Origin of the sequence: Tenacibaculum pelagium (assembly GCF_014062345.1) — a bacterium.
Taxonomy (GTDB): domain Bacteria; phylum Bacteroidota; class Bacteroidia; order Flavobacteriales; family Flavobacteriaceae; genus Polaribacter; species Polaribacter pelagius.
In genome coordinates, this window is record NZ_JACGLS010000001.1 from 641,011 (window position 1) to 662,560 (window position 21,550).

Annotated in this window: 27 protein-coding genes; 16 read left to right on the plus strand and 11 right to left on the minus strand. The window is 30.5% G+C overall.

Features of this window, described 5'->3' with window-relative positions:
• Position 1 precedes the first annotated feature (1 nt).
• Complete coding sequence (gene gldI, locus H3Z83_RS03000; RefSeq protein ID WP_182123990.1) at positions 2-535, minus strand: gliding motility-associated peptidyl-prolyl isomerase GldI; 534 nt, start codon at positions 533-535, stop codon at positions 2-4.
• Positions 525-1,553, minus strand: a complete 1,029-nt coding sequence (locus tag H3Z83_RS03005) for a DHH family phosphoesterase (protein ID WP_182123991.1) — start codon at positions 1,551-1,553, stop codon at positions 525-527. Before H3Z83_RS03005 ends, gldI begins: the two co-directional genes overlap by 11 nt.
• A gap of 117 nt (positions 1,554-1,670) precedes the next feature.
• Here H3Z83_RS03005 and H3Z83_RS03010 point away from each other — a divergent pair, with 117 nt between their 5' ends.
• Together H3Z83_RS03010 and H3Z83_RS03015 are read left to right on the plus strand one after the other, a co-directional pair.
• Complete coding sequence (locus H3Z83_RS03010) at positions 1,671-2,090, plus strand: nucleoside-diphosphate kinase (RefSeq protein WP_182123992.1); 420 nt, start codon at positions 1,671-1,673, stop codon at positions 2,088-2,090.
• 213 nt (positions 2,091-2,303) lie between these two features.
• Complete coding sequence (locus H3Z83_RS03015) at positions 2,304-2,849, plus strand: hypothetical protein (protein ID WP_182123993.1); 546 nt, start codon at positions 2,304-2,306, stop codon at positions 2,847-2,849.
• Positions 2,850-3,036: 187 nt separating this feature from the next.
• Here H3Z83_RS03015 and H3Z83_RS03020 read toward each other — a convergent pair whose 3' ends face one another.
• Together H3Z83_RS03020 and recF are read right to left on the minus strand one after the other, a co-directional pair.
• Positions 3,037-3,333, minus strand: coding sequence for a DUF721 domain-containing protein (locus H3Z83_RS03020; protein ID WP_182123994.1), 297 nt, complete (start codon positions 3,331-3,333; stop codon positions 3,037-3,039).
• Positions 3,334-3,336: 3 nt separating this feature from the next.
• The gene (gene recF, locus H3Z83_RS03025; RefSeq protein ID WP_182123995.1) at positions 3,337-4,419 is read right to left on the minus strand and encodes a DNA replication/repair protein RecF; all 1,083 of its coding nucleotides are present in this window, start codon (positions 4,417-4,419) and stop codon (positions 3,337-3,339) included.
• A 114-nt stretch (positions 4,420-4,533) separates the two neighbouring features.
• Here recF and H3Z83_RS03030 point away from each other — a divergent pair, with 114 nt between their 5' ends.
• The 9 genes from H3Z83_RS03030 (at position 4,534) to H3Z83_RS03070 (ending at position 13,239) form a co-directional block, all read left to right on the plus strand.
• Positions 4,534-5,316 (plus strand): tetratricopeptide repeat protein, encoded by a 783-nt coding sequence (locus tag H3Z83_RS03030; protein ID WP_182123996.1) that lies wholly within the window; start codon positions 4,534-4,536, stop codon positions 5,314-5,316.
• Positions 5,316-5,822, plus strand: a complete 507-nt coding sequence (gene ribH, locus H3Z83_RS03035; RefSeq protein ID WP_182123997.1) for a 6,7-dimethyl-8-ribityllumazine synthase — start codon at positions 5,316-5,318, stop codon at positions 5,820-5,822. Before H3Z83_RS03030 ends, ribH begins: the two co-directional genes overlap by 1 nt.
• Before the next feature lie 176 nt (positions 5,823-5,998).
• The gene (locus H3Z83_RS03040; RefSeq protein ID WP_182123998.1) at positions 5,999-6,283 is read left to right on the plus strand and encodes a riboflavin synthase subunit beta; all 285 of its coding nucleotides are present in this window, start codon (positions 5,999-6,001) and stop codon (positions 6,281-6,283) included.
• Entirely contained in the window at positions 6,283-8,130 is a 1,848-nt protein-coding gene (gene mutL / locus H3Z83_RS03045; RefSeq protein ID WP_182123999.1) for a DNA mismatch repair endonuclease MutL, read from the plus strand. Before H3Z83_RS03040 ends, mutL begins: the two co-directional genes overlap by 1 nt.
• Positions 8,131-8,139: 9 nt before the next feature.
• Positions 8,140-8,865 (plus strand): rhomboid family intramembrane serine protease, encoded by a 726-nt coding sequence (locus tag H3Z83_RS03050; RefSeq protein WP_182124000.1) that lies wholly within the window; start codon positions 8,140-8,142, stop codon positions 8,863-8,865.
• 39 nt (positions 8,866-8,904) lie between these two features.
• The gene (locus H3Z83_RS03055; RefSeq protein WP_182124001.1) at positions 8,905-9,765 is read left to right on the plus strand and encodes a rhomboid family intramembrane serine protease; all 861 of its coding nucleotides are present in this window, start codon (positions 8,905-8,907) and stop codon (positions 9,763-9,765) included.
• Entirely contained in the window at positions 9,766-10,779 is a 1,014-nt protein-coding gene (locus tag H3Z83_RS03060) for an endonuclease/exonuclease/phosphatase family protein (protein WP_182124002.1), read from the plus strand.
• Between the two features lie 57 nt (positions 10,780-10,836).
• Positions 10,837-11,976, plus strand: coding sequence for a geranylgeranyl reductase family protein (locus H3Z83_RS03065; protein ID WP_182124003.1), 1,140 nt, complete (start codon positions 10,837-10,839; stop codon positions 11,974-11,976).
• A gap of 51 nt (positions 11,977-12,027) precedes the next feature.
• Positions 12,028-13,239 (plus strand): hypothetical protein, encoded by a 1,212-nt coding sequence (locus H3Z83_RS03070; protein ID WP_182124004.1) that lies wholly within the window; start codon positions 12,028-12,030, stop codon positions 13,237-13,239.
• Between the two features lie 21 nt (positions 13,240-13,260).
• Here H3Z83_RS03070 and H3Z83_RS03075 read toward each other — a convergent pair whose 3' ends face one another.
• Genes H3Z83_RS03075 through H3Z83_RS03090 form a run of 4 tightly spaced genes read right to left on the minus strand, consistent with a single transcriptional unit; the run spans position 13,261 to position 16,198 of the window.
• Entirely contained in the window at positions 13,261-14,904 is a 1,644-nt protein-coding gene (locus tag H3Z83_RS03075) for an ABC transporter substrate-binding protein (protein ID WP_246337451.1), read from the minus strand.
• Positions 14,861-15,373: a DUF4442 domain-containing protein gene (locus tag H3Z83_RS03080; RefSeq protein WP_182124006.1), complete on the minus strand. Its 513-nt coding sequence runs from the start codon at positions 15,371-15,373 to the stop codon at positions 14,861-14,863. Before H3Z83_RS03080 ends, H3Z83_RS03075 begins: the two co-directional genes overlap by 44 nt.
• 7 nt (positions 15,374-15,380) lie before the next feature.
• The gene (locus tag H3Z83_RS03085; RefSeq protein ID WP_182124007.1) at positions 15,381-15,701 is read right to left on the minus strand and encodes an antibiotic biosynthesis monooxygenase family protein; all 321 of its coding nucleotides are present in this window, start codon (positions 15,699-15,701) and stop codon (positions 15,381-15,383) included.
• Positions 15,698-16,198 carry a GNAT family N-acetyltransferase gene (locus H3Z83_RS03090; RefSeq protein ID WP_182124008.1) on the minus strand — a complete coding sequence of 167 codons (501 nt, stop codon included), beginning with the start codon at positions 16,196-16,198 and terminating at the stop codon, positions 15,698-15,700. The genes H3Z83_RS03085 and H3Z83_RS03090 overlap by 4 nt, the downstream gene beginning before the upstream one ends.
• Positions 16,199-16,237: 39 nt before the next feature.
• On the opposite strand from H3Z83_RS03090, the gene mtaB reads away from it, so the two are divergent.
• From mtaB to H3Z83_RS03115, 5 genes are read left to right on the plus strand one after another with little or no spacing between them, the layout of a single operon-like run.
• Positions 16,238-17,572: a tRNA (N(6)-L-threonylcarbamoyladenosine(37)-C(2))-methylthiotransferase MtaB gene (mtaB, locus tag H3Z83_RS03095; RefSeq protein ID WP_182124009.1), complete on the plus strand. Its 1,335-nt coding sequence runs from the start codon at positions 16,238-16,240 to the stop codon at positions 17,570-17,572.
• Between the two features lie 35 nt (positions 17,573-17,607).
• Positions 17,608-18,348 carry a DUF6438 domain-containing protein gene (locus H3Z83_RS03100; RefSeq protein ID WP_182124010.1) on the plus strand — a complete coding sequence of 247 codons (741 nt, stop codon included), beginning with the start codon at positions 17,608-17,610 and terminating at the stop codon, positions 18,346-18,348.
• Positions 18,348-19,019, plus strand: a complete 672-nt coding sequence (locus H3Z83_RS03105) for a YqiA/YcfP family alpha/beta fold hydrolase (protein ID WP_182124011.1) — start codon at positions 18,348-18,350, stop codon at positions 19,017-19,019. The genes H3Z83_RS03100 and H3Z83_RS03105 overlap by 1 nt, the downstream gene beginning before the upstream one ends.
• Positions 19,020-19,055: 36 nt before the next feature.
• Positions 19,056-19,958, plus strand: a complete 903-nt coding sequence (locus tag H3Z83_RS03110) for a lytic transglycosylase domain-containing protein (RefSeq protein ID WP_182124012.1) — start codon at positions 19,056-19,058, stop codon at positions 19,956-19,958.
• Positions 19,958-20,170: a hypothetical protein gene (locus tag H3Z83_RS03115; RefSeq protein WP_182124013.1), complete on the plus strand. Its 213-nt coding sequence runs from the start codon at positions 19,958-19,960 to the stop codon at positions 20,168-20,170. The genes H3Z83_RS03110 and H3Z83_RS03115 overlap by 1 nt, the downstream gene beginning before the upstream one ends.
• 6 nt (positions 20,171-20,176) lie before the next feature.
• On the opposite strand, the gene H3Z83_RS03120 is transcribed toward H3Z83_RS03115, so the two are convergent.
• From H3Z83_RS03120 to folE, 3 genes are all read right to left on the minus strand, one after another.
• Positions 20,177-20,377, minus strand: a complete 201-nt coding sequence (locus H3Z83_RS03120; RefSeq protein WP_182124014.1) for a YwbE family protein — start codon at positions 20,375-20,377, stop codon at positions 20,177-20,179.
• Positions 20,378-20,465: 88 nt separating this feature from the next.
• Positions 20,466-20,657 carry a cold-shock protein gene (locus H3Z83_RS03125; protein ID WP_182124015.1) on the minus strand — a complete coding sequence of 64 codons (192 nt, stop codon included), beginning with the start codon at positions 20,655-20,657 and terminating at the stop codon, positions 20,466-20,468.
• 173 nt (positions 20,658-20,830) lie between these two features.
• Positions 20,831-21,523 (minus strand): GTP cyclohydrolase I FolE, encoded by a 693-nt coding sequence (folE, locus tag H3Z83_RS03130; protein ID WP_182124016.1) that lies wholly within the window; start codon positions 21,521-21,523, stop codon positions 20,831-20,833.
• Positions 21,524-21,550: the final 27 nt, after the last annotated feature.

Genomic DNA, 21,550 nt, shown 5'->3' on the forward strand with positions numbered 1-21,550 from the left:
TTTAATTATTTGATTTTATATCGATTAATGTTACTGTACTTTTTATGGGCTGATTAACAGTTATCTTATTTCCATCACCTACAACTCCAAAAGCTCTGTATGATGGAATGACAAATGTAATCGTTTCTCCTTTTTTCATCAACTTTATTCCGTCTTGTAGTGCAGGAATAAAATCTTCTTTATCTACTTTATAAACTCTTTCTAGATTATCGTAAATAATGTTTCCATTAATATCCGAGATATTATATTCGATCTGAACTAGGTCTTCAAATTTAGGAAAGTTAGTATTTACTGTGTCTTTTTTAACATAAGTATACCAAAAGCCATTAGTTGAAGATTGATACTTCTGAATCGTATCTAACGATATTAATTTTTCTAAACTTTTTTTCTCTAAAGCATTTAACTTTTTATTCTTCTCTATAACTTCTTTATAAAAGTTAGTTATACCATGCTTCTTTGGTCTTCTTGCTTCTGGTTGTTTACATGAAACAACAATCGACATTAAAAAAATAGAAAGTAAAAATTTATGCTTCATAAGACACTTCTAATTCTTTTTGGTACTTAGGCAATAACGATTTAAATGTCGCAATCGTATCTTCCATAGATTCTAAACTTTTACCACCAGCGGCATTGTCATGTCCACCCCCATTAAAGTAATTTCTAGCAAACTGATTTACAGAAAACTTTCCTTTACTTCGTAATGACATTTTTATAATTCCTTGCTCTACATCTTCAATAAAAATAGCTGCAAATACAATTCCTTTTAAAGACAATGCATAATTTACAACACCTTCGGTATCTCCTTTTTCGAAATTAAACCGTTTCTTTTCTTCTTCTGTTAAAGTTATAAAAGCAGTTTTATATTCTGGCAAAACCTTCATATTACTTAAAGCTTGTCCTAACAATAATAATCTGCTATATGAATTCGCATCATGTACATTACTGTGAATTCTATCGTTTTCTGCACCTTTATCAATTAAGTCTGCAATTATACGGTGTGTAGTACTAGTTGTTGATCTGAAACGGAATGAACCTGTATCGGTCATAATTCCCGTATATAAACAAGTGGCAATATTTTTATCAATCAAATCATTATCTCCCATCATTACGATGAAATTATATACCATCTGGCAAGTTGATGACATAGTAGTATCTGAATACATGTACTTAAAATCATCTGGCTGCTGATGATGATCAATCAACGCAAAATCATTTTCATACTTTTCTAAAGTGTTCTGAACGTCAGTACCTACTCTATGTAAAGCATTAAAGTCTAATAAGAAAACAATATCTGATTTAGCTAAAGCCTTTATACTTTGTGTATTTTGACGATCGAAACGTTTTACAGTATCTGAACCAGGAATCCAATGTAAAAAATCTGGATATTCATTTGGCATTAACACTTGTGTTGTGTGTCCTTTTTTATCAAAATAATGTTTTAAACCTAAGGTTGAACCTACTGCATCTCCATCAGGATTTCTATGACCTATTATCACAATATTTTTAGGTTGCGATAAAAATTCTTGTAGTTCTTTAAAATGTTTCAAAATCATAAGTGGCGAAGATACAATTTAAATTAAAAATTTTATGTAATTTCGCGCCGATTTACACATAGTCTGTGTAGACAATAAAATTAAAATTATTTATTACAGATATTAATTACATTAATAATGGCAACAAATAGAACTTTTACAATGATTAAACCAGATGGTGTTGAAAACGGACACACTGGTGCTATTTTAGAAAAAATTAACGCTGCAGGTTTTAGAATCGTAGCAATGAAGAAAACTCAAATGACTAAGCGTGATGCTGAAGCTTTTTATGCTGTACACAGCGAGCGTCCTTTCTTTGGTGAATTAGTTGAGTTTATGACTCGCGGACCAATCATTTCTGCAATCTTAGAAAAAGACAATGCTGTTGAAGATTTTAGAACTTTAATTGGTGCTACGAACCCAGCTGAAGCTGCTGAAGGAACTATTCGTAAAATGTTTGCTACTTCAATCGGAGAAAATGCTGTTCACGGTTCTGATTCTGATGAAAATGCTGCTATCGAAGGTGCTTTCCATTTTTCTGGTAGAGAAATGTTTTAATTTTTAGACACTAGATACTAGACCGCTTCGCTTTAAGAAGTTAGACTATTATAAATATAAAACTCATTACGTAAACTGTAATGAGTTTTTTTTGTTTTTAAATTTAATTTGATACTTGAGCTTATTTCTAATAATTTCGCCAACGTTGAATATTAGTCATTAAAACGGATTCATATTCCTAAAATAAGTTACCTTTAAGCTTAAAGCTATTCCATGAAAAAAAAATCAAAAGCTAATAATATTTGGGGTACAATTCCTTTAATAATAATTTGTTTATTTTTAATAGATGTTTCAAAATTAAAGAACACACCCGATTTCATTTATTACTTCTCTGGTTCTATTATATTTATAATATCAAACTTTGCTTGGATTTATTATCTTAGAGGAACAAAATGGTTTTTAGAAATAAAATCAATTTTATTATATCTGCTCGCAATTATGATTTCTTCAATACCTCTATCCTTTGGCTTGATAATTTTATTCAATGCTTTTATTAAATATTATGATTTTGAAAACGAAATAATAATTAAAGAAAAATGTCTCGTAACACATGTATCATCTGGAAAAAACGCAAGTCTATCGTACAAATTCAGAGGGGAAATTTTTCAAACAAAAAATTACTATTATCAAGATTATAAAAATTGCGGCTATAATAAAAATGAATGTTATATCATATTAACCCTAAAAGAAAAACCATTTGGGATGTTTTATGAAATAAACATAGACAAATGGAATGATTTTGATTCTAATTTAAAATAGACCTAGATTAATAACTATAGAAACAAAAAGCCAACAGGCAACAATGTATAACCGCAATTACGGTGGATTCGACTACGTCCGAATTCACATGGAATTGCGAGCGTCAGTGCTTAATCAAAAAAACTTAAAACCTATAAATGAAGACTATACAAGACCTTCATTGAAATATTATTAACCACTTTTAAAACTACACCAACATCAGCTTCTTCACCAACTCCTCACCCATTTCTTCGTTAATCATTCGTATAATTTTTTCTTTACCATAACTTAACTGTTCTCTTAGGGCCGAAGAAGATAAACGAACAATTAGTGTTTTATTTTGTATTTCAACCTCTTGTGTGTAAGAAACGACTCCTGGACCCATCATTTTTTCCCAAGCCTCTTCTATATGAATTTTCTGAAACCCTTTATTTAAACCACCTTCTTTTATGTAGCTTCCTAATAAATCTTTAATTGAAAAACTGTCGTTTTCTCTTTTTGCCATTTTTTAATCTAACTTAAAAATTTGATATTCTTGGTTACTCTTTTTTATCACATTTTCTGTACGCTCAAAATGAGTATCAGTGATGAAGATTTGTCCAAACTCATCATTATTCACCAAATCTACAATTTGCGAAACACGATTCTCGTCTAGTTTATCAAAAATATCATCTAATAATAAAATCGGAGTTACATTCGATTGCTTTTTAATAAACTCAAACTGTGCCAACTTCAATGCAATTAAATATGATTTCTGCTGCCCTTGAGATCCAAACTTTTTAATAGGGTATTCTCCTATTTCAAAATTCAAATCATCTTTATGAACCCCAGACGATGTGTATTGCAACATTCTATCCTTCTCAATACTATTCGCCAATAGAGTTTCAAAAGAAACATCATGAAGTTGACTTTTATAACGTAGATTAACTTCTTCTTTAGCTCCAGAAATAATTTGATGCTTCTCATTAAAAATAGGCACAAACTCTTCTAAAAAAGCCTTACGCTTATTATAAATAACGCTACCATATTCTACTAATTGCTCGTCATACACTTTTAAATTTAATGCATCAAAAGTTCTATTCGCTGCAAAATATTTTAACAATGCATTTCGCTGACTTACAATCTTATTATACGAAATTAATCCTTGTAAATACTTTTTATCTTGTTGAGAAATTACTCCATCAATAAACTTTCGTCTTGTATCACTCCCTTCAACAATTAAATCTCTATCCGCTGGAGATATAATTACTAAAGGCAACTGACCTATATGTTCAGAAAATTTCTCATAAGCTTTTCCATTGCGCTTTAACACCTTTTTTTGCCCTCTTTTTAAAGAACAAACAATTTTCTCATTTCTATCATTTAAAAGGTAATCTCCTTCAATCATAAAAAACTCCTGACCATGACGAATATTCTGTCCAGCAATCGAATTAAAGTAACTTTTTGCAAACGACAAATAGTAAATTGCATCTAACACATTGGTTTTTCCAATTCCGTTATTACCTACGAAACAGTTAATTTTCTTTTGAAAATCAAAAGATTGTGTTTCGATATTCTTAAAATTTACCAGTGATATTTTTTGCAAATACATGAATGAAAATTATTTCGGAAAAGAAAGCGCAAAATATCGAAAATTTTACTAATAATCGGCTTTTAAAATCCAATTAAAAAAACTATTTTTGTCGCCACTAATTTTTAAGCAATTATGGCTACATACAAGAAAAGAGGTTACAAACCTAAGAAAGAAAAGGTTGCAAAAGAGGTAGAAGAAACTTTTGACGAAACTCAAAGTACTACCGCTGAAGTATTTAATACTTTAGACGACACTGCAAACAAATCTGAACAATGGATTGAGAAAAACAGCAAACCATTATTTTACGGATTGGTAACTATCGCTGCTTTAATTTTAGCGTACTTAGCTTACAACAAATTCGTTGCAGAGCCAACTCAAAGAGAAGCTTCTAACGAATTAGCATATCCAAGATCATTTTTCGATAAAGCTGCTACATCTGCAGGTGTTGCTGCTGATTCTTTATATACTTTAGGTTTAGAAGGTGGTGATGGAAAATACGGTTTTGTTGATATCGCTTCTCAATTTAGCGGTACTAAAGCAGGAAACTTAGCAAACTATTACGCTGGTATTTCTTATTTAAAAATGAAGAAGTACGAACAAGCTATCGAGCATTTAAGTGATTTTAATTCAGATGATGAATTATTAGGACCTACAGCTTTAGGTGCTATTGGTGATGCTTTCGCAGATATTAACCAACCAGAAGATGCTTTAGAGTACTACGAAAAAGCAGCTAACAAGAAAGATAACGACTTTACATCTCCTTTATTTTTATTCAAAGCAGCACAAACTGCAATGGAATTAAAGAAGTATAGTACTGCTGAAAAATTATACACTACCATTAAAGAAAAATACGCTAATACCGATCAAGGTAGAGATATTGAAAAATATATCAATAGCGCAAAATATGCTCAATAATGGCTACAACAAATTTATCTTACTACGATAAAGCTTCAATCCCAAATGCGAAACCTTTTCGATTTGGGATTGTTGTTTCAGAATGGAATCCTGATATTACAGGTAACATGCACAAAGGTGCTATTGAAACACTTTTAGATTGTGGAGCCGAAGAAAGTAATATTGTTTCTTGGGATGTTCCTGGTAGTTTCGAACTAGTATATGGTTGCAAAAAAATGGTTGAAACTCAAAAAGTAGATGCTGTTATTGCCATAGGAAATGTAATTCAAGGAGAAACCAAACATTTCGATTTTGTTTGTGATGGTGTTACGCAAGGTATTGTAGACTTAAACATTAAGTATGATGTTCCTGTAATTTTTTGTGTATTAACAGATAATATTAAACAACAATCGATAGATCGTTCTGGTGGAAAATTAGGAAATAAAGGTATTGAATGTGCAGTAGCGGCAATAAAAATGGCAGCTATTAAAAATTTAGACAAGCCTTCAAATACATTAGGGTTTTAAACTTTAATTATACAACTATTAAAAAAAGCGCCAAAACAATGACTGTTTTGGCGCTTTTTTTAACTTTAATTTAGCGATAATTTTTGACCGCCTCTTGATAATTCAGTAACTTTGAAATTCATCTTAATTTGGTGCGATTTTTGTTGCACTATAGCATTCAAAAGAAGCACTATTTTATGGGATTTTTCAAGAAAGAAGTAAAAAAGTTCGAGTACAAACCTCGCTATTATAAAGGCGAAGGAAACCCGTATGAAGTAAAACATAAATTCGATGAATATCGTACGACAGTAGGAAGAAACAAAGGCTTAAAAGGTAAATTTGTAGCTGCTATTGATGAATTTAAAAATTCTGAAAATGGAGGGGTTAATAAAACAATCCTTATTATAATTGCTGTTTTAGTATTATTATTTTTATTCATTATCGATTTCGACCTTTCAATCTTTTTATCAAAAAACAACTAATGTCAGATATTATACAGTTACTTCCTGATCATGTTGCGAATCAAATTGCTGCAGGAGAAGTTGTACAACGTCCTGCTTCAGTAGTTAAAGAATTAATTGAAAATTCGATTGACGCTGGCGCTACTTCTATCAAACTTTTATTAAAAGATGCTGGTAAAACTTTAATCCAGGTAATTGACGATGGTAAGGGAATGAGTGTAACTGATGCTCGTTTAAGTTTTGAACGTCATGCTACCTCTAAAATTAAAGATGCTCAAGATTTATTTAATTTAAACACCAAAGGTTTTCGTGGTGAAGCTTTAGCATCGATAGCAGCGATTGCCCATGTTGAATTAAAAACCAAACAAGAAAACGAAGAACTTGGTTCTCAAATAAAAATAGAAGGAAGTAAAGTAGTTTCTCAAGAAACTGTTTCGACAGCTAAAGGGACTAGTATTGCTGTTAAAAATTTATTTTACAACATTCCTGCGCGTCGTAATTTTTTAAAATCTGATACAATTGAAACACGTCATATCGTTGATGAATTTCAACGTGTGGCTTTAGCACATCCAGATATTTCATTTTTACTACATCATAACAACAATGAAGTTTATCATTTAAAAAAGAGCAATCTACGTAAAAGGATTGTAGCTGTTTTCGGAGCTAAAATGAACGAGAAATTAGTTCCTATTTCTGAACAAACTGATATTATTACTGTAAACGGATTTGTTGCTAAACCAGAATTTGCAAAAAAGAAACGTGGTGAACAATTCTTCTTTGTAAATAACCGCTTTATTAAAAGCTCTTATTTAAACCATGCTGTTGTAAATGCTTTTGAAGGTTTATTAGAACACGGATCACATCCTTCGTACTTTTTGTATTTAGAAGTGCCTCCGAATAGTATCGACATTAACATTCACCCTACAAAAACAGAAATAAAGTTTGATAACGAAAAAGCTTTATATGCCATTTTAAGAGCTACTGTTAAACATAGTTTAGGGCAATACAATGTCGCTCCTATTTTAGATTTTGATAGAGACGCAACGTTAGATACGCCATACAATTACAATAAAAAAAATGGTTCATCTTCTGTACCGCCGATTACTGTAGATCCTACATTTAATCCTTTTAAAACAGAAACAGACTATAAACCTGAAACGAGTTCAACACCAAAAAGCGGATCTAACACTTATCAATCTAACTTTAAGAAAGGCACTGGTAATTGGGAAGCTTTATATACAAATATAGAAACCACTCCTTCGATACAACAAGAGCAACTTTTTGAAACGCAACAAGAAACTGAAACGGGTAAAACGTTTCAAATTCAAAAAAAATACTTGTTAAGTTCTATAAAATCGGGTGTTGTTTTAATCAATCAATCATTAGCACATCAACGTGTTTTGTATGAAGAGTTTTTAGAGAACATTACAATAAAAGAAGCGAGTAGCCAGCAGTTACTATTCCCAGTAAGTATTTCTTTCTCTTCTGCTGATATTGAGATGATTTACACCATAAAATCAGATTTAGAAAGTGCTGGTTTTATGTTTGATCAGTTTACAAAAGAAAGTGTAATTATAGGCGGAATACCAACTTCTATAACCGAGAGTAAAATAACTTTGGTATTAGAGCAGTTATTAGATGATATTAAACTAGAGGTACCCGACGCTAGCTTTAGTCATTTTGATGTAATGGCGAAGTCTTTTGCTAAATCGTTAGCAATAAAAACCGGAACCGTACTATCAGTTAAAGAACAAGAAAATTTAGTAAATGATTTGTTTTCTTGTAAAGAACCTAACACATCACCATTTGGAAAAGCTACGTTTAAAACATTGACATTAAACGAAATTGATTCCATTTTTAACAAATAAAAGTAAATTATGCCAAAATTAACTGACGCTATAAAGCATTTAATAATCATTAACGTGATTATGTATTTTGCTCCTCAGTTGTTAAATTTAGATTTAACAAACATCTTTGCTTTACATTACCCTACAAACGAACATTTTGGTGTTTGGCAATATATTACGCATATGTTTATGCATGGCGGACCTGCACATTTACTTTTTAACATGTATGCTTTATGGGCTTTTGGTACACCTTTAGAACAAATGTGGGGTAGAAATAAATTCTTGTTTTTCTATTTTTCTGCTGGTATTGGCGCTGGGTTAATTTACACATTGGTAAACTATTACCAATTTAATGGGATTTACGAGCAATTAATCTCAATGGGAGTATCTTCTTCTGAAATACAAAACATTTTAAGTTCAGGGCAGTACAACGAAAGCTTAATTACTTTGTCTAACCAAACCATGAGTGAGTTTTACAGCTTATATCACACCCCTGCTGTAGGTGCTTCTGGTGCAATATATGGTGTTTTAGTTGCATTTGGATTAATGTTCCCGAATGCTAAATTAGCTTTAATCTTTTTCCCAGTTCCTATTGCTGCAAAATACTTTATTCCTTTAATGATTGCTGGAGATTTCTTCTTTGGAGTTACAAAATATTCAATCGGAAATATTGCACATTTTGCACATATCGGTGGAGCTATTATAGGTTTTATAATTGCATGGTATTGGAAAAAAAATCAATTTAAATTTCGTTAATTTAGTAAATAGTAATTCCTTTTTAGAAAAAGAAAAGTTATGGAAGTATTACAAAACTTAAAATATCGGTTCAAAAACGCTGGAATTGTAGAGCAACTTATCTACGCAAATTTAGCAGTGTTTTTATTGGTTTTTATTACGAATACTTTTGGTTTTTTATTTCAATCAAAAAGCAATTTATTAGTCGAATGGTTTGCCTTACCTGCGAATTTTAATGACTTTTTATCGAAACCTTGGACTATCATAACCTATGGTTTTTTACACACTAGTTTTTTACATATACTACTAAATTTAATAGCTTTATTTTATATAGGTCATTTATTTAAACAATATTTTACCTCAAAACAATTATTGAATTTTTATTTACTCGGAACTTTTTTTGGAGGAATTATTTTTATCGCTAGCTACAATTTTTTTCCTGCATTACAACGCGTTGCTGACAATAGTGTATTATTAGGAGCATCCGCAGGTATTTCTGCGATCTTTATTGGTATTGCAACTTATATTCCTAATTACGAATTAAAATTCCCCTTAGTAGGTTTTGTTAAACTCTGGGTATTAGCTTGCATTTGGATTGCAATTGATGTTATTCAAATTCCTGCTGGAAATGCTGGTGGACATTTAGCTCACATCGGTGGTGCAATATTTGGTTTTTTGTATGTGAGAAGTGCAATTAATAAAAAATTAGAAATTTTCGAACCTATTAAAGACTTGTTCAAGAGAAAAGAAAAGCCTTTAAAAACAGTTTATAAATCAGGTAACAAACCCTCAAAAAAAACAGTTAGTAAAAGTAAAACCCAACAAGAAATAGATCATATTTTAGACAAGATTGGAAAATCTGGTTACGACACACTAACTAAAGAAGAAAAAGAGTTTTTATTTAAACAGGGTAAAAAATAGATGAAGAAATATTCGATTGTACAAAAGCTTATATTTTTTATCAATTCAGTTTTCGCAACTGTTTTGTTATTGTCTTTTGTACTTCCGTATATATCACCCAAAATAATACCTGCCTTTGCTATTTTTAGTTTATTCGTTCCGCTATTAGTGTTAGTAAACATTGGCTTTTTTGTGTATTGGCTAATTAAACTTCATAAAAACGCCTTACTCTCTTTATTTATATTAGTCATCGGTTGGTTTGTTGCTCCACCTCTTATTAAATTCTCTAAAAAAGAAGTTATTTTAAATAATGATTTAAAAGTGATGAGTTACAATGTTCGTTTGTTTAATCATTATAAACATGAAGATGATATTACTACAGAACAAAAAATATATGAATTCATTAATAATGAAAATCCAGATATAATTGCCATGCAGGAATTTTATCAATCTGAATTACTAGACATAAAACTTCCGTATAAGTACATTAAAACAAAATCGAAAACCAATCAATTTGGATTGGCTATTTATTCGAAACACCCAATTATAAACTCAGGCTCTTTAAATTTTAAAAACAGTGCTAATAACACCATATTTGTTGATGTTCTTAAAGGTAATGACACCATTCGCGTTTATAATGTGCATTTGGAATCTTTGAAAATAAATCCTAAAAAAGAAAACTTTGGTGAAAAAGATTCTGAACGTTTGTTTAAGCGTTTAGCAAATGGCTTTGTTAAACAAGTAGACCAAACCGAATTGATATTACAACATCAATATTCTTGGAAAGGAAAAAAAATTATCTGTGGTGATTTTAACAACACTGCTTACTCTTGGGTATATAAAAAATTAGCAAACAACAATAAAGATACTTTTATTGAAAGTGGAATTGGCTTAGGAAAATCTTTTAGATATCCGTATCCGATGCGTATTGATTTTATTTTAACTGACCCTAACGCCATAGTTAATCAATATAAAACTTATAGTAATATTAAGTTATCTGATCACTACCCGATTATGACAAGATTAAATTGGTAGGTTTATTAATTAGTTTAATAAAAAATGTATTTTTATCAATAATCAAACTTATCATTTATGAAACATTATGATGTTGCGGTAATAGGTAGCGGTCCTTCAGGAGCTTCTACCGCATTTCATTTAGCTAAAAAAGGAATCTCAACAGTTATTATAGAAAAAGAAACTTTACCACGTTATAAAACTTGCGGTGGAGGCTTTGTGTATAGAGGACGAAAAGATTTGCCTTTTGATATTACTAATGTTGTAGAAAAAGAATTTCATACTGTAGATATTTATTTAGGAGATAAATTACATTTTAAAACTATTAGAGAAGAACCAACAATATCTATGATAATGCGTGATTCTTTTGATAATTTAATTACTGAAAAAGCTAAAGATTTTGGAGCTACTCTATTACAAAATCACAAATTAAAAAGTTTAGATTTTAATGATGACTTAATCATCTTAGAAACTTCTCAAGGAAGCCTTAGTGCTGATTTTGTAATTGCTGCAGATGGAGCTTTAAGCCCTACAGCAAAAATGGCTGGATGGAAAGAAGATACTCGAAAATTGATTCCTGCTTTAGAATATGAAGTAGAAGTGACAGAAGAAGATTTTGAACGCTTATCTAAAGAAGTTCGTTTTGATATTGATGCCATACCTTATGGTTATGCTTGGAGCTTTCCTAAGAAAAATCACTTATCTATTGGTGTTGCTTCCGCCAGAAGAACAAAAATTAATTTGAAAAAATTTTACAAAGAATACATGGAAACATTGGGTATTACCAATGTAGTTAATGAATCTCAACACGGATTTCAAATACCTGTTGCACCACGTACAGATGGCTTTGTAAAAAACAATGTGTTTTTAATTGGTGATGCTGCTGGTTTTGCTGACCCTATTACCGCAGAAGGTATTTCTAATGCAATTTATAGCGGTAAATTTGCTGCTGAATCCATTATTGAAAGTAATAAAAACTCTGAGTTAGCTAAAAAATTATATATTGAAAAACTAGAAGAAAACCTTATTCCTGAAATTACAACAGGTTTATGGCTATCTAAATGGTTTTATGAACAAAAAACAATACGAAATATTTTATTAAAAAAATACGGTCAACGTTTTAGCGAAGCCATGGCTGATGTTTTTCATGGTAAAAGAAGTTACCCAAAAGATATTAAAGCTGCTATTAAACAAAAAGTTAAAGAGTTAGTTTTTTAATTAAAACACACCTTTAAAATCATAATATTAAATTAATCTACAATAAAATTCATGAAAAAATCAAGCACTTTTGTATTACCTATATTATTAGTTTTTTCAATTCTTAATTCCTGTTCTAGTTCAGATAGTTCAGAAATTGTAGACAATGCTGTTGCAGTTGAATTCACTTCTTCTAACCCTACAACTCTTAATGAAGATAATCACATAGGTAAAGAAATAGAAATTAAAACAAATGCTAGGGTAAAAACATTAGGAAGTGTTAATATTAGTTTTAGTGGAGATGCAGAGTATGGAATTGATTATAAAACTAAGCCAGAAGCTGTAAACGGTACGATTAAAGTTGCTTTTCCAGAAGCTACAGAAAGATATAATTTTAAGATAATACCAATAGTAAACAACAATAAAAATCATGATGTAACACTTATTGCTACTTTAAATTCAGCTAAAGGAGGTATTAAACTAGGTAATAAAACCTCTCACAGTATAAAAGTGAACAATATAAATACAACTAGAAATGCTTTTTTTTTAGACTCAAATGCTATGGGCTATGAAAATTATAGGAACACTGGTATATCTCCTCCTGAGGTTATCATTAATTTCAATGAACAAACATTGATTGATTCTCAATTAGTTGTTAAAATTGAAACAAATGCTACAGAAGGTATTGATTATAAATTAAATGAGAATATAATTGATAATAAAATTACATTTAACATAGCTCCTGGACAACAAACTATTAAACTAGACTTTGAAATCCTAGATGATCAAGAAGTTGATGGACATAAAGAAATTAAATTCTCTTTAATTTCGGCTTCTGGTGGGCTAAAAATTGGACCACATCCAGATTTACACGGAACTTCATCCAATTTCACAATAGCACTAAGAGATAATGAAAGTCCTGTAGAAATGAATTTTCTAAATGAGGCCGAATCTTTAGAAGAACTACCACAAGAAAGGAATACCAGTGTTATCATTCGATCTGACCTTGGAGCACCAAATGCAGGAACAATAAAAGTAAAACTAACCACTGATGCTGTATACGAAACACATTACACTATGTACCCTAAACCTGATTCGAATAACATAATATCTTTAGATTTTCAAAAAGGTCAAAATGGTGGGGAAATTAGAGTAGATGCTCCAAATAATAATTCTAAGGATGGTAATAAAGCCTTAATATTTGAAATAATTGAAATAACTGGAGGTGGTATAATAGGTAGTGGGCATACTAAACATACACTAACTATAATTGATGACGATTAAAGTAAGAAAAGAAATAGCTTATTAATAAGCTGTTTCTTTTTTAACTCTTTTCAAATTCAATAAATCAATTGGGTTAATCCCCAAACCTTGAACGTTTTTTTGAGAAAAACGAATTACTTCGTCATAATACAAAGGAACAATAGGAGCTTCATTGATGATTATACTATCCATTTGTTGATATAGTTTTTGACGTTTCAATAGGTCTATTTCTTTAATAGATAATTCATACAATTCATCAAACTTATCATTCTTAAAATGAGTGTAGTTCGGTCCGTTAGGAGTAAAGTTTTTACTGTAAAAAAGTGACACATAATTTTCAGCATCTGGGTAATCGGCAATCCAGCTTGCTCTAAAAATTGGTAATTTTCCGCTTGCTTTTCCTTGACGTAATGTTGATGGCGGAATAACATCTACCTTCGTTTCTAAACCTATATTTTGCAATTCCCTTTGAATAAACTCGCATAAATCTAGATAATTACTATTGGTAGTAATCGTTATTTGTGGTGAAGTATCTCCTGTTTCTTTCTTATACTGATCTACAAGTTTTTTAGCCTTTTCTGGCTGGTAAGAATACCCTTTTTGATTATTAAACGATGGTAACCCTTTAGGTATAAATCCACTTGTTGCTGGTGTACCAATTCCGTTTCTAAGAAACTTAATCATCTTTTCACGATCAAACCCGTAATTAATTGCTTCTCGTATCAATTTAGATTTTGTTGATGTTTTCTCTTCTCCATCTAAATATATCCCTAAATATTCTGTATTTAAATAAGCTCCTGTTTGCATTGTAATCTTATCTACATACTTTTCTTTTAAGGTTCCATTGGTATTTAAAATATCATCTTTATAAGAAGCATCTAAACTTTTCATAAAATCAAGATTGCCTTGGATAAATTGCAAAAATTCACTTTGCTTATCTGGTAAAAAAGTAACTGCTACTGCTTCCAAGTAAGGCAATTGGTTTCCTTTAATATCTTTCTCATAAAAAAAAGGATTTTTACGCAATACCAGTTTCGTATTTTCTACCCATAACTTGAATTGAAAAGGTCCTGTACCAATTGGATTAGCTCTAAATGTATTTCCGAAATAATCAACTGCTTCTTTTGGAACTACTGAACAATACTTCATTGCAAGTAACCCTAAAAAAGGTGGAAACGGTTGTTTTAAATTAATTGTAAAAACTGAATCATTTTCTGCTTTAAAATCTTTTACATTTTGCAAAACCCAACCTCCAGGAGAAGCTACGTTTTTGTCTAATAATCTATTAAAAGAGTATTCAAAATCATTTGCACTTACTTTTCTTGTAGAATCCTTTCCAAATAAGCCATGCTTATGAAACTGCACATCATTTCTTAAAATAAACTGATACGTTTTTCCATCTTCCGAAATATCCCAACTTTTAGCAATATCAGGTTGTACATTCAAACTATCATCTAATTGAACCAAACCGTTATATAATTGGTTAACTACCCAAATATTACGTTGATCTTTAGCAAAAGCAGGATCTAATGATGTAATATTAGAGTGCTCATTATATCGAAAAACTTCAGTTTTAGAAAACCTACTTTCTTTTTTAGCACAAGAAAAAACACTTACTAAAAGTATTAATAGTATTAGAAACTTATTTCTTCTTTCTCTTATTTTTATAATAGCTTTTATCTGCAATGTATATGATTTTAGACACTTCTGCATATACCGTTGAAGCATCTTTATTGGTAATTTTAATTTCCTTTTGTAAATCGATTTCTTTTTCTTCTTCTACTCTTTCTTTAATTTGTTGAATCTCATTTTCAGAAAAAACAAAATCTACATAAGAGTTTTCTTTAGCAGGCCTTTTAAATTTAATTTCAGCACTTTTATCCCATACAACATAATCATTTCCTAAAATATTCATTAATTGAATCATAAAAACAGGATCGGTTGCTGAAAACAAGCTGCCTCCAAAAATAGAACCTACATAGTTCTTGTTTTTATAACTAATAGGAATCTTCACTCTAGCTTTTAACAAATCTTCTGACACTTCAACAATTCGTCCAGTAGACCTACGATACATCGGTGAAATATTAAATCCGTATTTAAAAATTGTGCTCTGTTTAAAAAACTTAGATAAGACTTTTGATATTGCTGCGTACATTTACCTATTACTTTTTCTCAAATCCATATTCACGTTCAACTTTACAGATTCTCACTTGGTATTTTTTATACCATGTAGCTCTCCCTTTTTCGCGAATCACCGTATGCTCTACATTATTCTTCCAATTTATTATAGCTTCTAAACTGTTCCAATAAGAAACAGTTATTCCTATTTCTTCTCTTACCGATTCTATTCCTAAAAACCCTTCTTCCTCTTTGGCTAAAGTAACCATTTGTTGTGCTGACTCATTATAGCCTTCAGTTTCATCTGTAAATAAAGATGTGAAAATTACAGCATAATAGGGCAGTTTAAATTTATCTGTTATCATAAAATTAATTCGTATTTTGTTTCTGGTAAACCAATGTCTTCGCTCACAAATTTTTCGATTTCTTCAAAATTAAAACGCTTTAATATTTTAGCAGATGCTACATTCACGTCTACAACACAACCTATAATTTTCTCCATTCCGATTGATTTACAATAATCAATCAACCCTTCACATATTTCAGTAGCGTATCCGTTTCCCCAAAATTGCTCTATAAAACGGTAACCGATTTCATCATTTCCTTCTTCATCTTTTATCAAAGCTACGGTCCCTACAAATACATTATCTTTCTTACGTTCAATGGTATAAATCCAAAAATCATTATCTGGATTATCATAACGTTTGATTAACTGCAATAAATCCTCTTCACTTTCTTTTAAGTTCTTTGGTTCGCCAGTAGCATATTTCAATACATTTGGGTTACTTTCTAATTCGTAAAAAGATTTTAAATCAGCTATTTGAAGCTTTCTAACTTGTAATCTTTTCGTTTCAAAAATCATTTTCAATATTGTATTTTTGCAAACTATAAATGTACAGGAATGAATGCAGATAAAAAAGTAGCTTTTTACACTTTAGGATGTAAATTAAATTTTTCTGAAACTTCTACCATTGCAAGGAATTTTGTGAATGAAGGTTTTGACCGTGTTGAGTTTGAAGAAAAAGCAGATGTATACGTAATCAATACATGTTCGGTGACCGATAATGCCGACAAGCGTTTTAAATCTATTGTAAAATCTGCTTTAAAGAAAAATGAAGAGGCTTTTGTTATTGGTGTTGGTTGTTATGCACAGTTGAAACCTGAAGAACTAGCTGCTGTTGATGGAGTGGATTTGGTATTAGGTGCTACCGAAAAATTTAATGTTACCAGTTATATAAACGACTTAACTAAAAATGAAGTTGGTGAAGTGCATTCATGTGAAATTGAAGAAGCAGATTCTTATGTTGGCGCTTATTCTATTGGCGATCGTACCCGTGCTTTCTTAAAAGTACAAGATGGTTGTGATTATAAATGTACCTATTGCACTATTCCTTTAGCTCGTGGAATTTCTCGTTCTGACACTTTAGAAAATGTATTAAAAAATGCTAAAGAAATTTCTGAAAAAGGAATTAAAGAAATTGTTTTAACCGGAGTTAATATTGGTGATTATGGTAAAGGAGAATTTGGCAATAAAAAACATGAACATACTTTTTTAGAGCTGGTAAAAGAGCTTGATAAAGTTGAAGGAATTCATCGTTTACGAATTTCGTCTATCGAGCCGAATTTATTAAAAGATGAAACTATAGATTTTGTTTCTAATTCTGAAACTTTTGTGCCTCATTTTCATATTCCACTGCAATCAGGTAGTGATGAATTACTAAAGAAAATGAAGCGTCGTTATTTAACAAAAACATATACTGATAGAGTTACAAAAATTAAAGAAGTAATGCCAAACGCTTGTATTGGTGTAGATGTTATTGTTGGTTTTCCAGGAGAAACGGATGAACTTTTCTTAGAAACCTACAACTACTTAAACGAAATGGACATTTCGTATTTACATGTTTTCACTTATTCTGAAAGACCAAACACCGAAGCTGTACATATGGATGGTGTGGTTCCTAAAAAAACACGTGCAAAACGTAGCAAAATGTTACGTGGATTATCAGTAAAAAAACGAAGAGCATTTTACGAAACTCAAATAGGAAATACTTTAATGGTGCTGTTTGAAAGTGAAAACAAAGAAGGATATATCCATGGATTTACTCAAAACTATGTAAAAGTAAAAGCTCCTTGGAATCCTGAATTAGTAAACACTTTACATACTGTTACTTTAACTGAAATTGATGAAGATGGATTAGTTCGTTTTGACTTTGTTAATACAGAAGTTATTGCTTAAATTGTCATAGCTATAAAACCCATCAAAAAAATACTATGAGATATTTACTATTATCTTTTTTTGCTTTAACACTAGCTTGCGCAGCTCCAAAAAAGGACAAAGAAAATACAACTACAGAAAAAGAGACTGTTATTGAAGTGGAAGAAAAAACTCCAGAAGTAGTTATCAATAATGAGTTAATTCTTGTTTTAAATAATCCAGAAAAAGTAGAAGATGTTAAAGCTTTAATTACAAATAGTGGTCTTGACTGGAACAAGTTAATTTTTGATCAAGATGATTTAAAAATTGCTTTAATCACAGTACCTAAAGAAAAAGTTGATTTTTGGGTTAAGCGTCTTGGAGAATCTGGCACTTTCAAATCAGTAGAGAAAAATCAGATACTTACAATTAACAACATAAAAAAAGACTACGAAAACAGGTTGATTTCTATTAAAAAAACACCTTGTTTTGGTGATTGTGATGTTTATGATGTTTCTATAGATAAAGAAGGTAATGTTATTTACAACGGAATACAATACGTTTTAAAAACAGGGAAGCACAAGTTTAAACTTACAGAAAAACAACTAAAAAAAATTAATGATATGCTATCTGAAAAAGATTTTTCAGAATTTAAAAAAGCATATGACGATCCTAGAATTACAGATTTACCAAGTACATTTATAACACATAACGGAAAACAAATTAAAATTCGTTTATGGAAAGACATTCCAGACGAGTTAATTAATGTACATGAATATATAGAGGGTATTTTATTAGATCAAAAATTCCTTGAGTAATGAAGAAAAAAACTACTCATGTGTATTTTGTTCCTGGTTTAGCCGCTAACACAAAAATATTTGAGTACATCTCTTTACCTGAAGAACATTTTGAACTTCATTTTTTAGATTGGTTATTACCAACATCTATAAATGAAAATATTCAAAAATATGCACAAAGAATGTGTGCTAATATTCAGCATAAAAACCCTATCTTAGTTGGTGTTTCTTTTGGTGGTGTTATGGCACAAGAAATGAGTAAACTTATTGATTGCAAAAAAGTAATTATCATTTCAAGTATAAAAACCAATAAAGAATTACCTAAACGCTTAAAAATAGCTCAATTAACTGGAGTTTATAAGCTTTTCCCCTCAAAAATAATAGCGAATATAGAAAGCTATGAACATTATTTCTTTAATGATTATTTAAAGAAAAGAGCTGAATTCTATAAACTGTACTTATCTATAAGAGATAAACAGTATTTACAATGGGCTATTTATAATGTATTGCATTGGCAACAAAAAGAACCGTTACCAAATGTAGTTCATATACATGGAAATAAAGATGAAGTTTTTCCTGTTAAACATATTAAAAAACATATTGAGGTAAAAAACGGAACGCATGTTATGATTTTAAATAAAGCAAAAACTATTTCTAAAATTTTAGAAAAGGAATGCTTTTTGAATGATTAACATTTTACGTAATCTCATCAAAAAAAATAAAAGAAAATGAATAAATCAATACGCTTCTTATCTTTAACAACAATTGTTTTTGTTGCTGTGTTATTTACCAATACTATTAGTCAATCTAACGAACCACAAATTAAAAACGTTGCCGAGAGCTACGAAATAAAAGCGGTTAAAATTCCTAGTTATATGGAATTAGCAGGAGAACGTGTTCCGCTAGAAAGAGCAGACATTAAAGAACGTATGGACCGCGAATTATTAGTAAACACCTATTGGCAATCAAATGGTTTACTATTAATAAAAAGAGCAAACAAATTTTTCCCTATTATCGAACCTCTTTTAGAAAAGTATGGTTTACCGGACGATTTTAAATATTTATGTGTTGCCGAAAGTGCACTAATAAATATACCGTCATCAAAAGGAGCGGCTGGTTATTGGCATTTTATGCCCGCTACTGGTCGTGAATACGGATTAGAAGTTAACAGAAATGTAGACGAACGTTATAATTTAGAAAAATCAACTAGAGTTGCTGCAGAATATTTAAAAAAAGCTAAAGAAAAATTAGGGTCTTGGACTCTGGCTGCTGCTGCTTATAATGCAGGTAATGGGAGAATATCTCAACGTATGAAACAACAACAAGTTGATGATTATTACGACTTACTTTTAAACACTGAAACCGGAAGGTATGTATTTAGAATTTTGGCTTTAAAAGAAGTTATGTCTAACCCAAAAAAATATGGTTTTGTATATGATCAAGATGATCTGTATACTCATCCAACAACTTACGATGTTAAGTTAGACACTGCAATTACTAACATAGCCAACTTTGCAAAACATTACGGAATAACTTATAAGGATTTAAAGTTGGTAAATCCATGGTTAAGAGAAACCAAATTAAATAATAAAAGTAGGAAAGAATATACTATTAAAATCCCTATTCATTAATGAAAAAAGCACTACCCTATATATACATAACTATTGGTACTTTAATTATCGTTGGTACTTTTTTACAGTTTTTTAAAGATCATGAAAGCTACCGAATACTTTTTAATTTTAATACTGAAAACAAGTACATCTTTTTAATAGTTCGTGGGTTATTTGCTGGATGGTTTTTAGCAGATGGAATAAACAAGCTAAAACAAAATAAAGAGAATTAATTTACTTTAATTCTCTTTTATCTTTTTAACCCTTCCTACAATTCCTGACTCTAATTGCACTTTAATTCCGTGGGGGTGGTTTGATGATTTTGTAAGCAACCTACTTACAACACCAGAAGTAAGCTCTCCTGTTCTTTGATGATTTTTCTGAACAACTTCTACCTCACTACCTATGGTAACATCTTTTCTATTTCTACCGTCTTTCATTCTAAAATATTTAATTCTTAAAAATAAGAAAGCCTATCAAAATTTGATAGGCTTCTCATTAAAAAGTTTACTCTGGTAATAATATATATTATAATACTCTTACGTTAACAGCGTTTAATCCTTTTCTTCCTTCTTGTAACTCGAATTCAACTTCGTCGTTCTCACGAACTTCGTCGATTAATCCTGAAACATGTACGAAATGTTCTTTGTTTGATCCTTCTTCTGTGATAAATCCAAATCCTTTTGATTCGTTGAAGAATTTTACAGTACCTTTATTCATTATAAAAAATTATATGTTGCTTGCTTAAGTGCCAACAACGTTTATTGAGTTGCAAATGTAATGCCAAATTTTTTAATAATCGTTAAAACATTCATTTTCTTTCAATTAATTTATAAAAAAAGTCGATTTACTGTAGTAAACCGACTTTTGATATTTTAAATGATTGACTATCATTAATCAAAATCCGTATCCATTTTTAGGTAATCTAAAAACTCACGCTTTGTTTCTTTGTTTTTAAATTTCCCACCAAACTCTGCTGTTACTGTAGAACTCTCAATATCTTTAATTCCACGAGAATTAACACATAAATGCTTTGCATCGATAACACACGCTACATCTTCAGTACCTAATGCTTCTTGCATTGCTTGTACAACTTGCATTGTTAAACGCTCTTGTACTTGTGGTCTTTTTGAAAAATACTCTACAATACGATTCATTTTAGATAAACCGATTACTTTTCCGTTAGAAATATACGCTACGTGTGCACGACCAATAATTGGCAATAAATGATGCTCGCAGGTAGAATACACTACAATATTCTTTTCAACCAACATTTCACCATAATTGTAATTATTATCGAATGTTGATGCCTTTGGCATATTTTTAGGATCTAACCCCATAAAAATTTCATTAACAAAAGCTTTTGCAACACGCTTTGGTGTCCCTTGCATACTATCGTCTGTTAAATCCATTCCTAAAGTTTCTAAGATATCTTTTACGCTATCTTGAATCCTTTCTATTTTTTCTTTGTCAGAAATATCGAACGCGTCAGCACGTAATGGCGTTTTAGCCGATGTACCGATGTGGTTCTCTCCTATTTCCTCAGTTCTCTCGTCATTCATTTTGTTGCTGTTCACTTCAAACATTTCTTTCTATTATTAGGGCGCAAATTT

Bases quoted from the DNA above. Each gene is read 5' to 3' on its own strand.
- H3Z83_RS03105 (WP_182124011.1), top strand. From the start codon at position 18,348: ATGAAGAAAAAAACTACTCATGTGTATTTTGTTCCTGGTTTAGCCGCT.
- ribH (WP_182123997.1), top strand. From the start codon at position 5,316: ATGGCTACAACAAATTTATCTTACTACGATAAAGCTTCAATCCCAAAT.
- H3Z83_RS03110 (WP_182124012.1), top strand. From the start codon at position 19,056: ATGAATAAATCAATACGCTTCTTATCTTTAACAACAATTGTTTTTGTT.
- gldI (WP_182123990.1), bottom strand. From the start codon at position 535: ATGAAGCATAAATTTTTACTTTCTATTTTTTTAATGTCGATTGTTGTT.
- H3Z83_RS03100 (WP_182124010.1), top strand. From the start codon at position 17,608: ATGAGATATTTACTATTATCTTTTTTTGCTTTAACACTAGCTTGCGCA.
- H3Z83_RS03010 (WP_182123992.1), top strand. From the start codon at position 1,671: ATGGCAACAAATAGAACTTTTACAATGATTAAACCAGATGGTGTTGAA.
- H3Z83_RS03015 (WP_182123993.1), top strand. From the start codon at position 2,304: ATGAAAAAAAAATCAAAAGCTAATAATATTTGGGGTACAATTCCTTTA.
- H3Z83_RS03020 (WP_182123994.1), bottom strand. From the start codon at position 3,333: ATGGCAAAAAGAGAAAACGACAGTTTTTCAATTAAAGATTTATTAGGA.
- H3Z83_RS03055 (WP_182124001.1), top strand. From the start codon at position 8,905: ATGGAAGTATTACAAAACTTAAAATATCGGTTCAAAAACGCTGGAATT.
- folE (WP_182124016.1), bottom strand. From the start codon at position 21,523: ATGTTTGAAGTGAACAGCAACAAAATGAATGACGAGAGAACTGAGGAA.
- H3Z83_RS03120 (WP_182124014.1), bottom strand. From the start codon at position 20,377: ATGAAAGACGGTAGAAATAGAAAAGATGTTACCATAGGTAGTGAGGTA.
- mtaB (WP_182124009.1), top strand. From the start codon at position 16,238: ATGAATGCAGATAAAAAAGTAGCTTTTTACACTTTAGGATGTAAATTA.
- H3Z83_RS03125 (WP_182124015.1), bottom strand. From the start codon at position 20,657: ATGAATAAAGGTACTGTAAAATTCTTCAACGAATCAAAAGGATTTGGA.
- recF (WP_182123995.1), bottom strand. From the start codon at position 4,419: ATGTATTTGCAAAAAATATCACTGGTAAATTTTAAGAATATCGAAACA.
- H3Z83_RS03065 (WP_182124003.1), top strand. From the start codon at position 10,837: ATGAAACATTATGATGTTGCGGTAATAGGTAGCGGTCCTTCAGGAGCT.
- H3Z83_RS03085 (WP_182124007.1), bottom strand. From the start codon at position 15,701: ATGATAACAGATAAATTTAAACTGCCCTATTATGCTGTAATTTTCACA.
- H3Z83_RS03005 (WP_182123991.1), bottom strand. From the start codon at position 1,553: ATGATTTTGAAACATTTTAAAGAACTACAAGAATTTTTATCGCAACCT.
- H3Z83_RS03040 (WP_182123998.1), top strand. From the start codon at position 5,999: ATGGGATTTTTCAAGAAAGAAGTAAAAAAGTTCGAGTACAAACCTCGC.
- H3Z83_RS03080 (WP_182124006.1), bottom strand. From the start codon at position 15,373: ATGTACGCAGCAATATCAAAAGTCTTATCTAAGTTTTTTAAACAGAGC.
- H3Z83_RS03030 (WP_182123996.1), top strand. From the start codon at position 4,534: ATGGCTACATACAAGAAAAGAGGTTACAAACCTAAGAAAGAAAAGGTT.
- H3Z83_RS03115 (WP_182124013.1), top strand. From the start codon at position 19,958: ATGAAAAAAGCACTACCCTATATATACATAACTATTGGTACTTTAATT.
- H3Z83_RS03050 (WP_182124000.1), top strand. From the start codon at position 8,140: ATGCCAAAATTAACTGACGCTATAAAGCATTTAATAATCATTAACGTG.
- mutL (WP_182123999.1), top strand. From the start codon at position 6,283: ATGTCAGATATTATACAGTTACTTCCTGATCATGTTGCGAATCAAATT.
- H3Z83_RS03070 (WP_182124004.1), top strand. From the start codon at position 12,028: ATGAAAAAATCAAGCACTTTTGTATTACCTATATTATTAGTTTTTTCA.
- H3Z83_RS03060 (WP_182124002.1), top strand. From the start codon at position 9,766: ATGAAGAAATATTCGATTGTACAAAAGCTTATATTTTTTATCAATTCA.
- H3Z83_RS03090 (WP_182124008.1), bottom strand. From the start codon at position 16,198: ATGATTTTTGAAACGAAAAGATTACAAGTTAGAAAGCTTCAAATAGCT.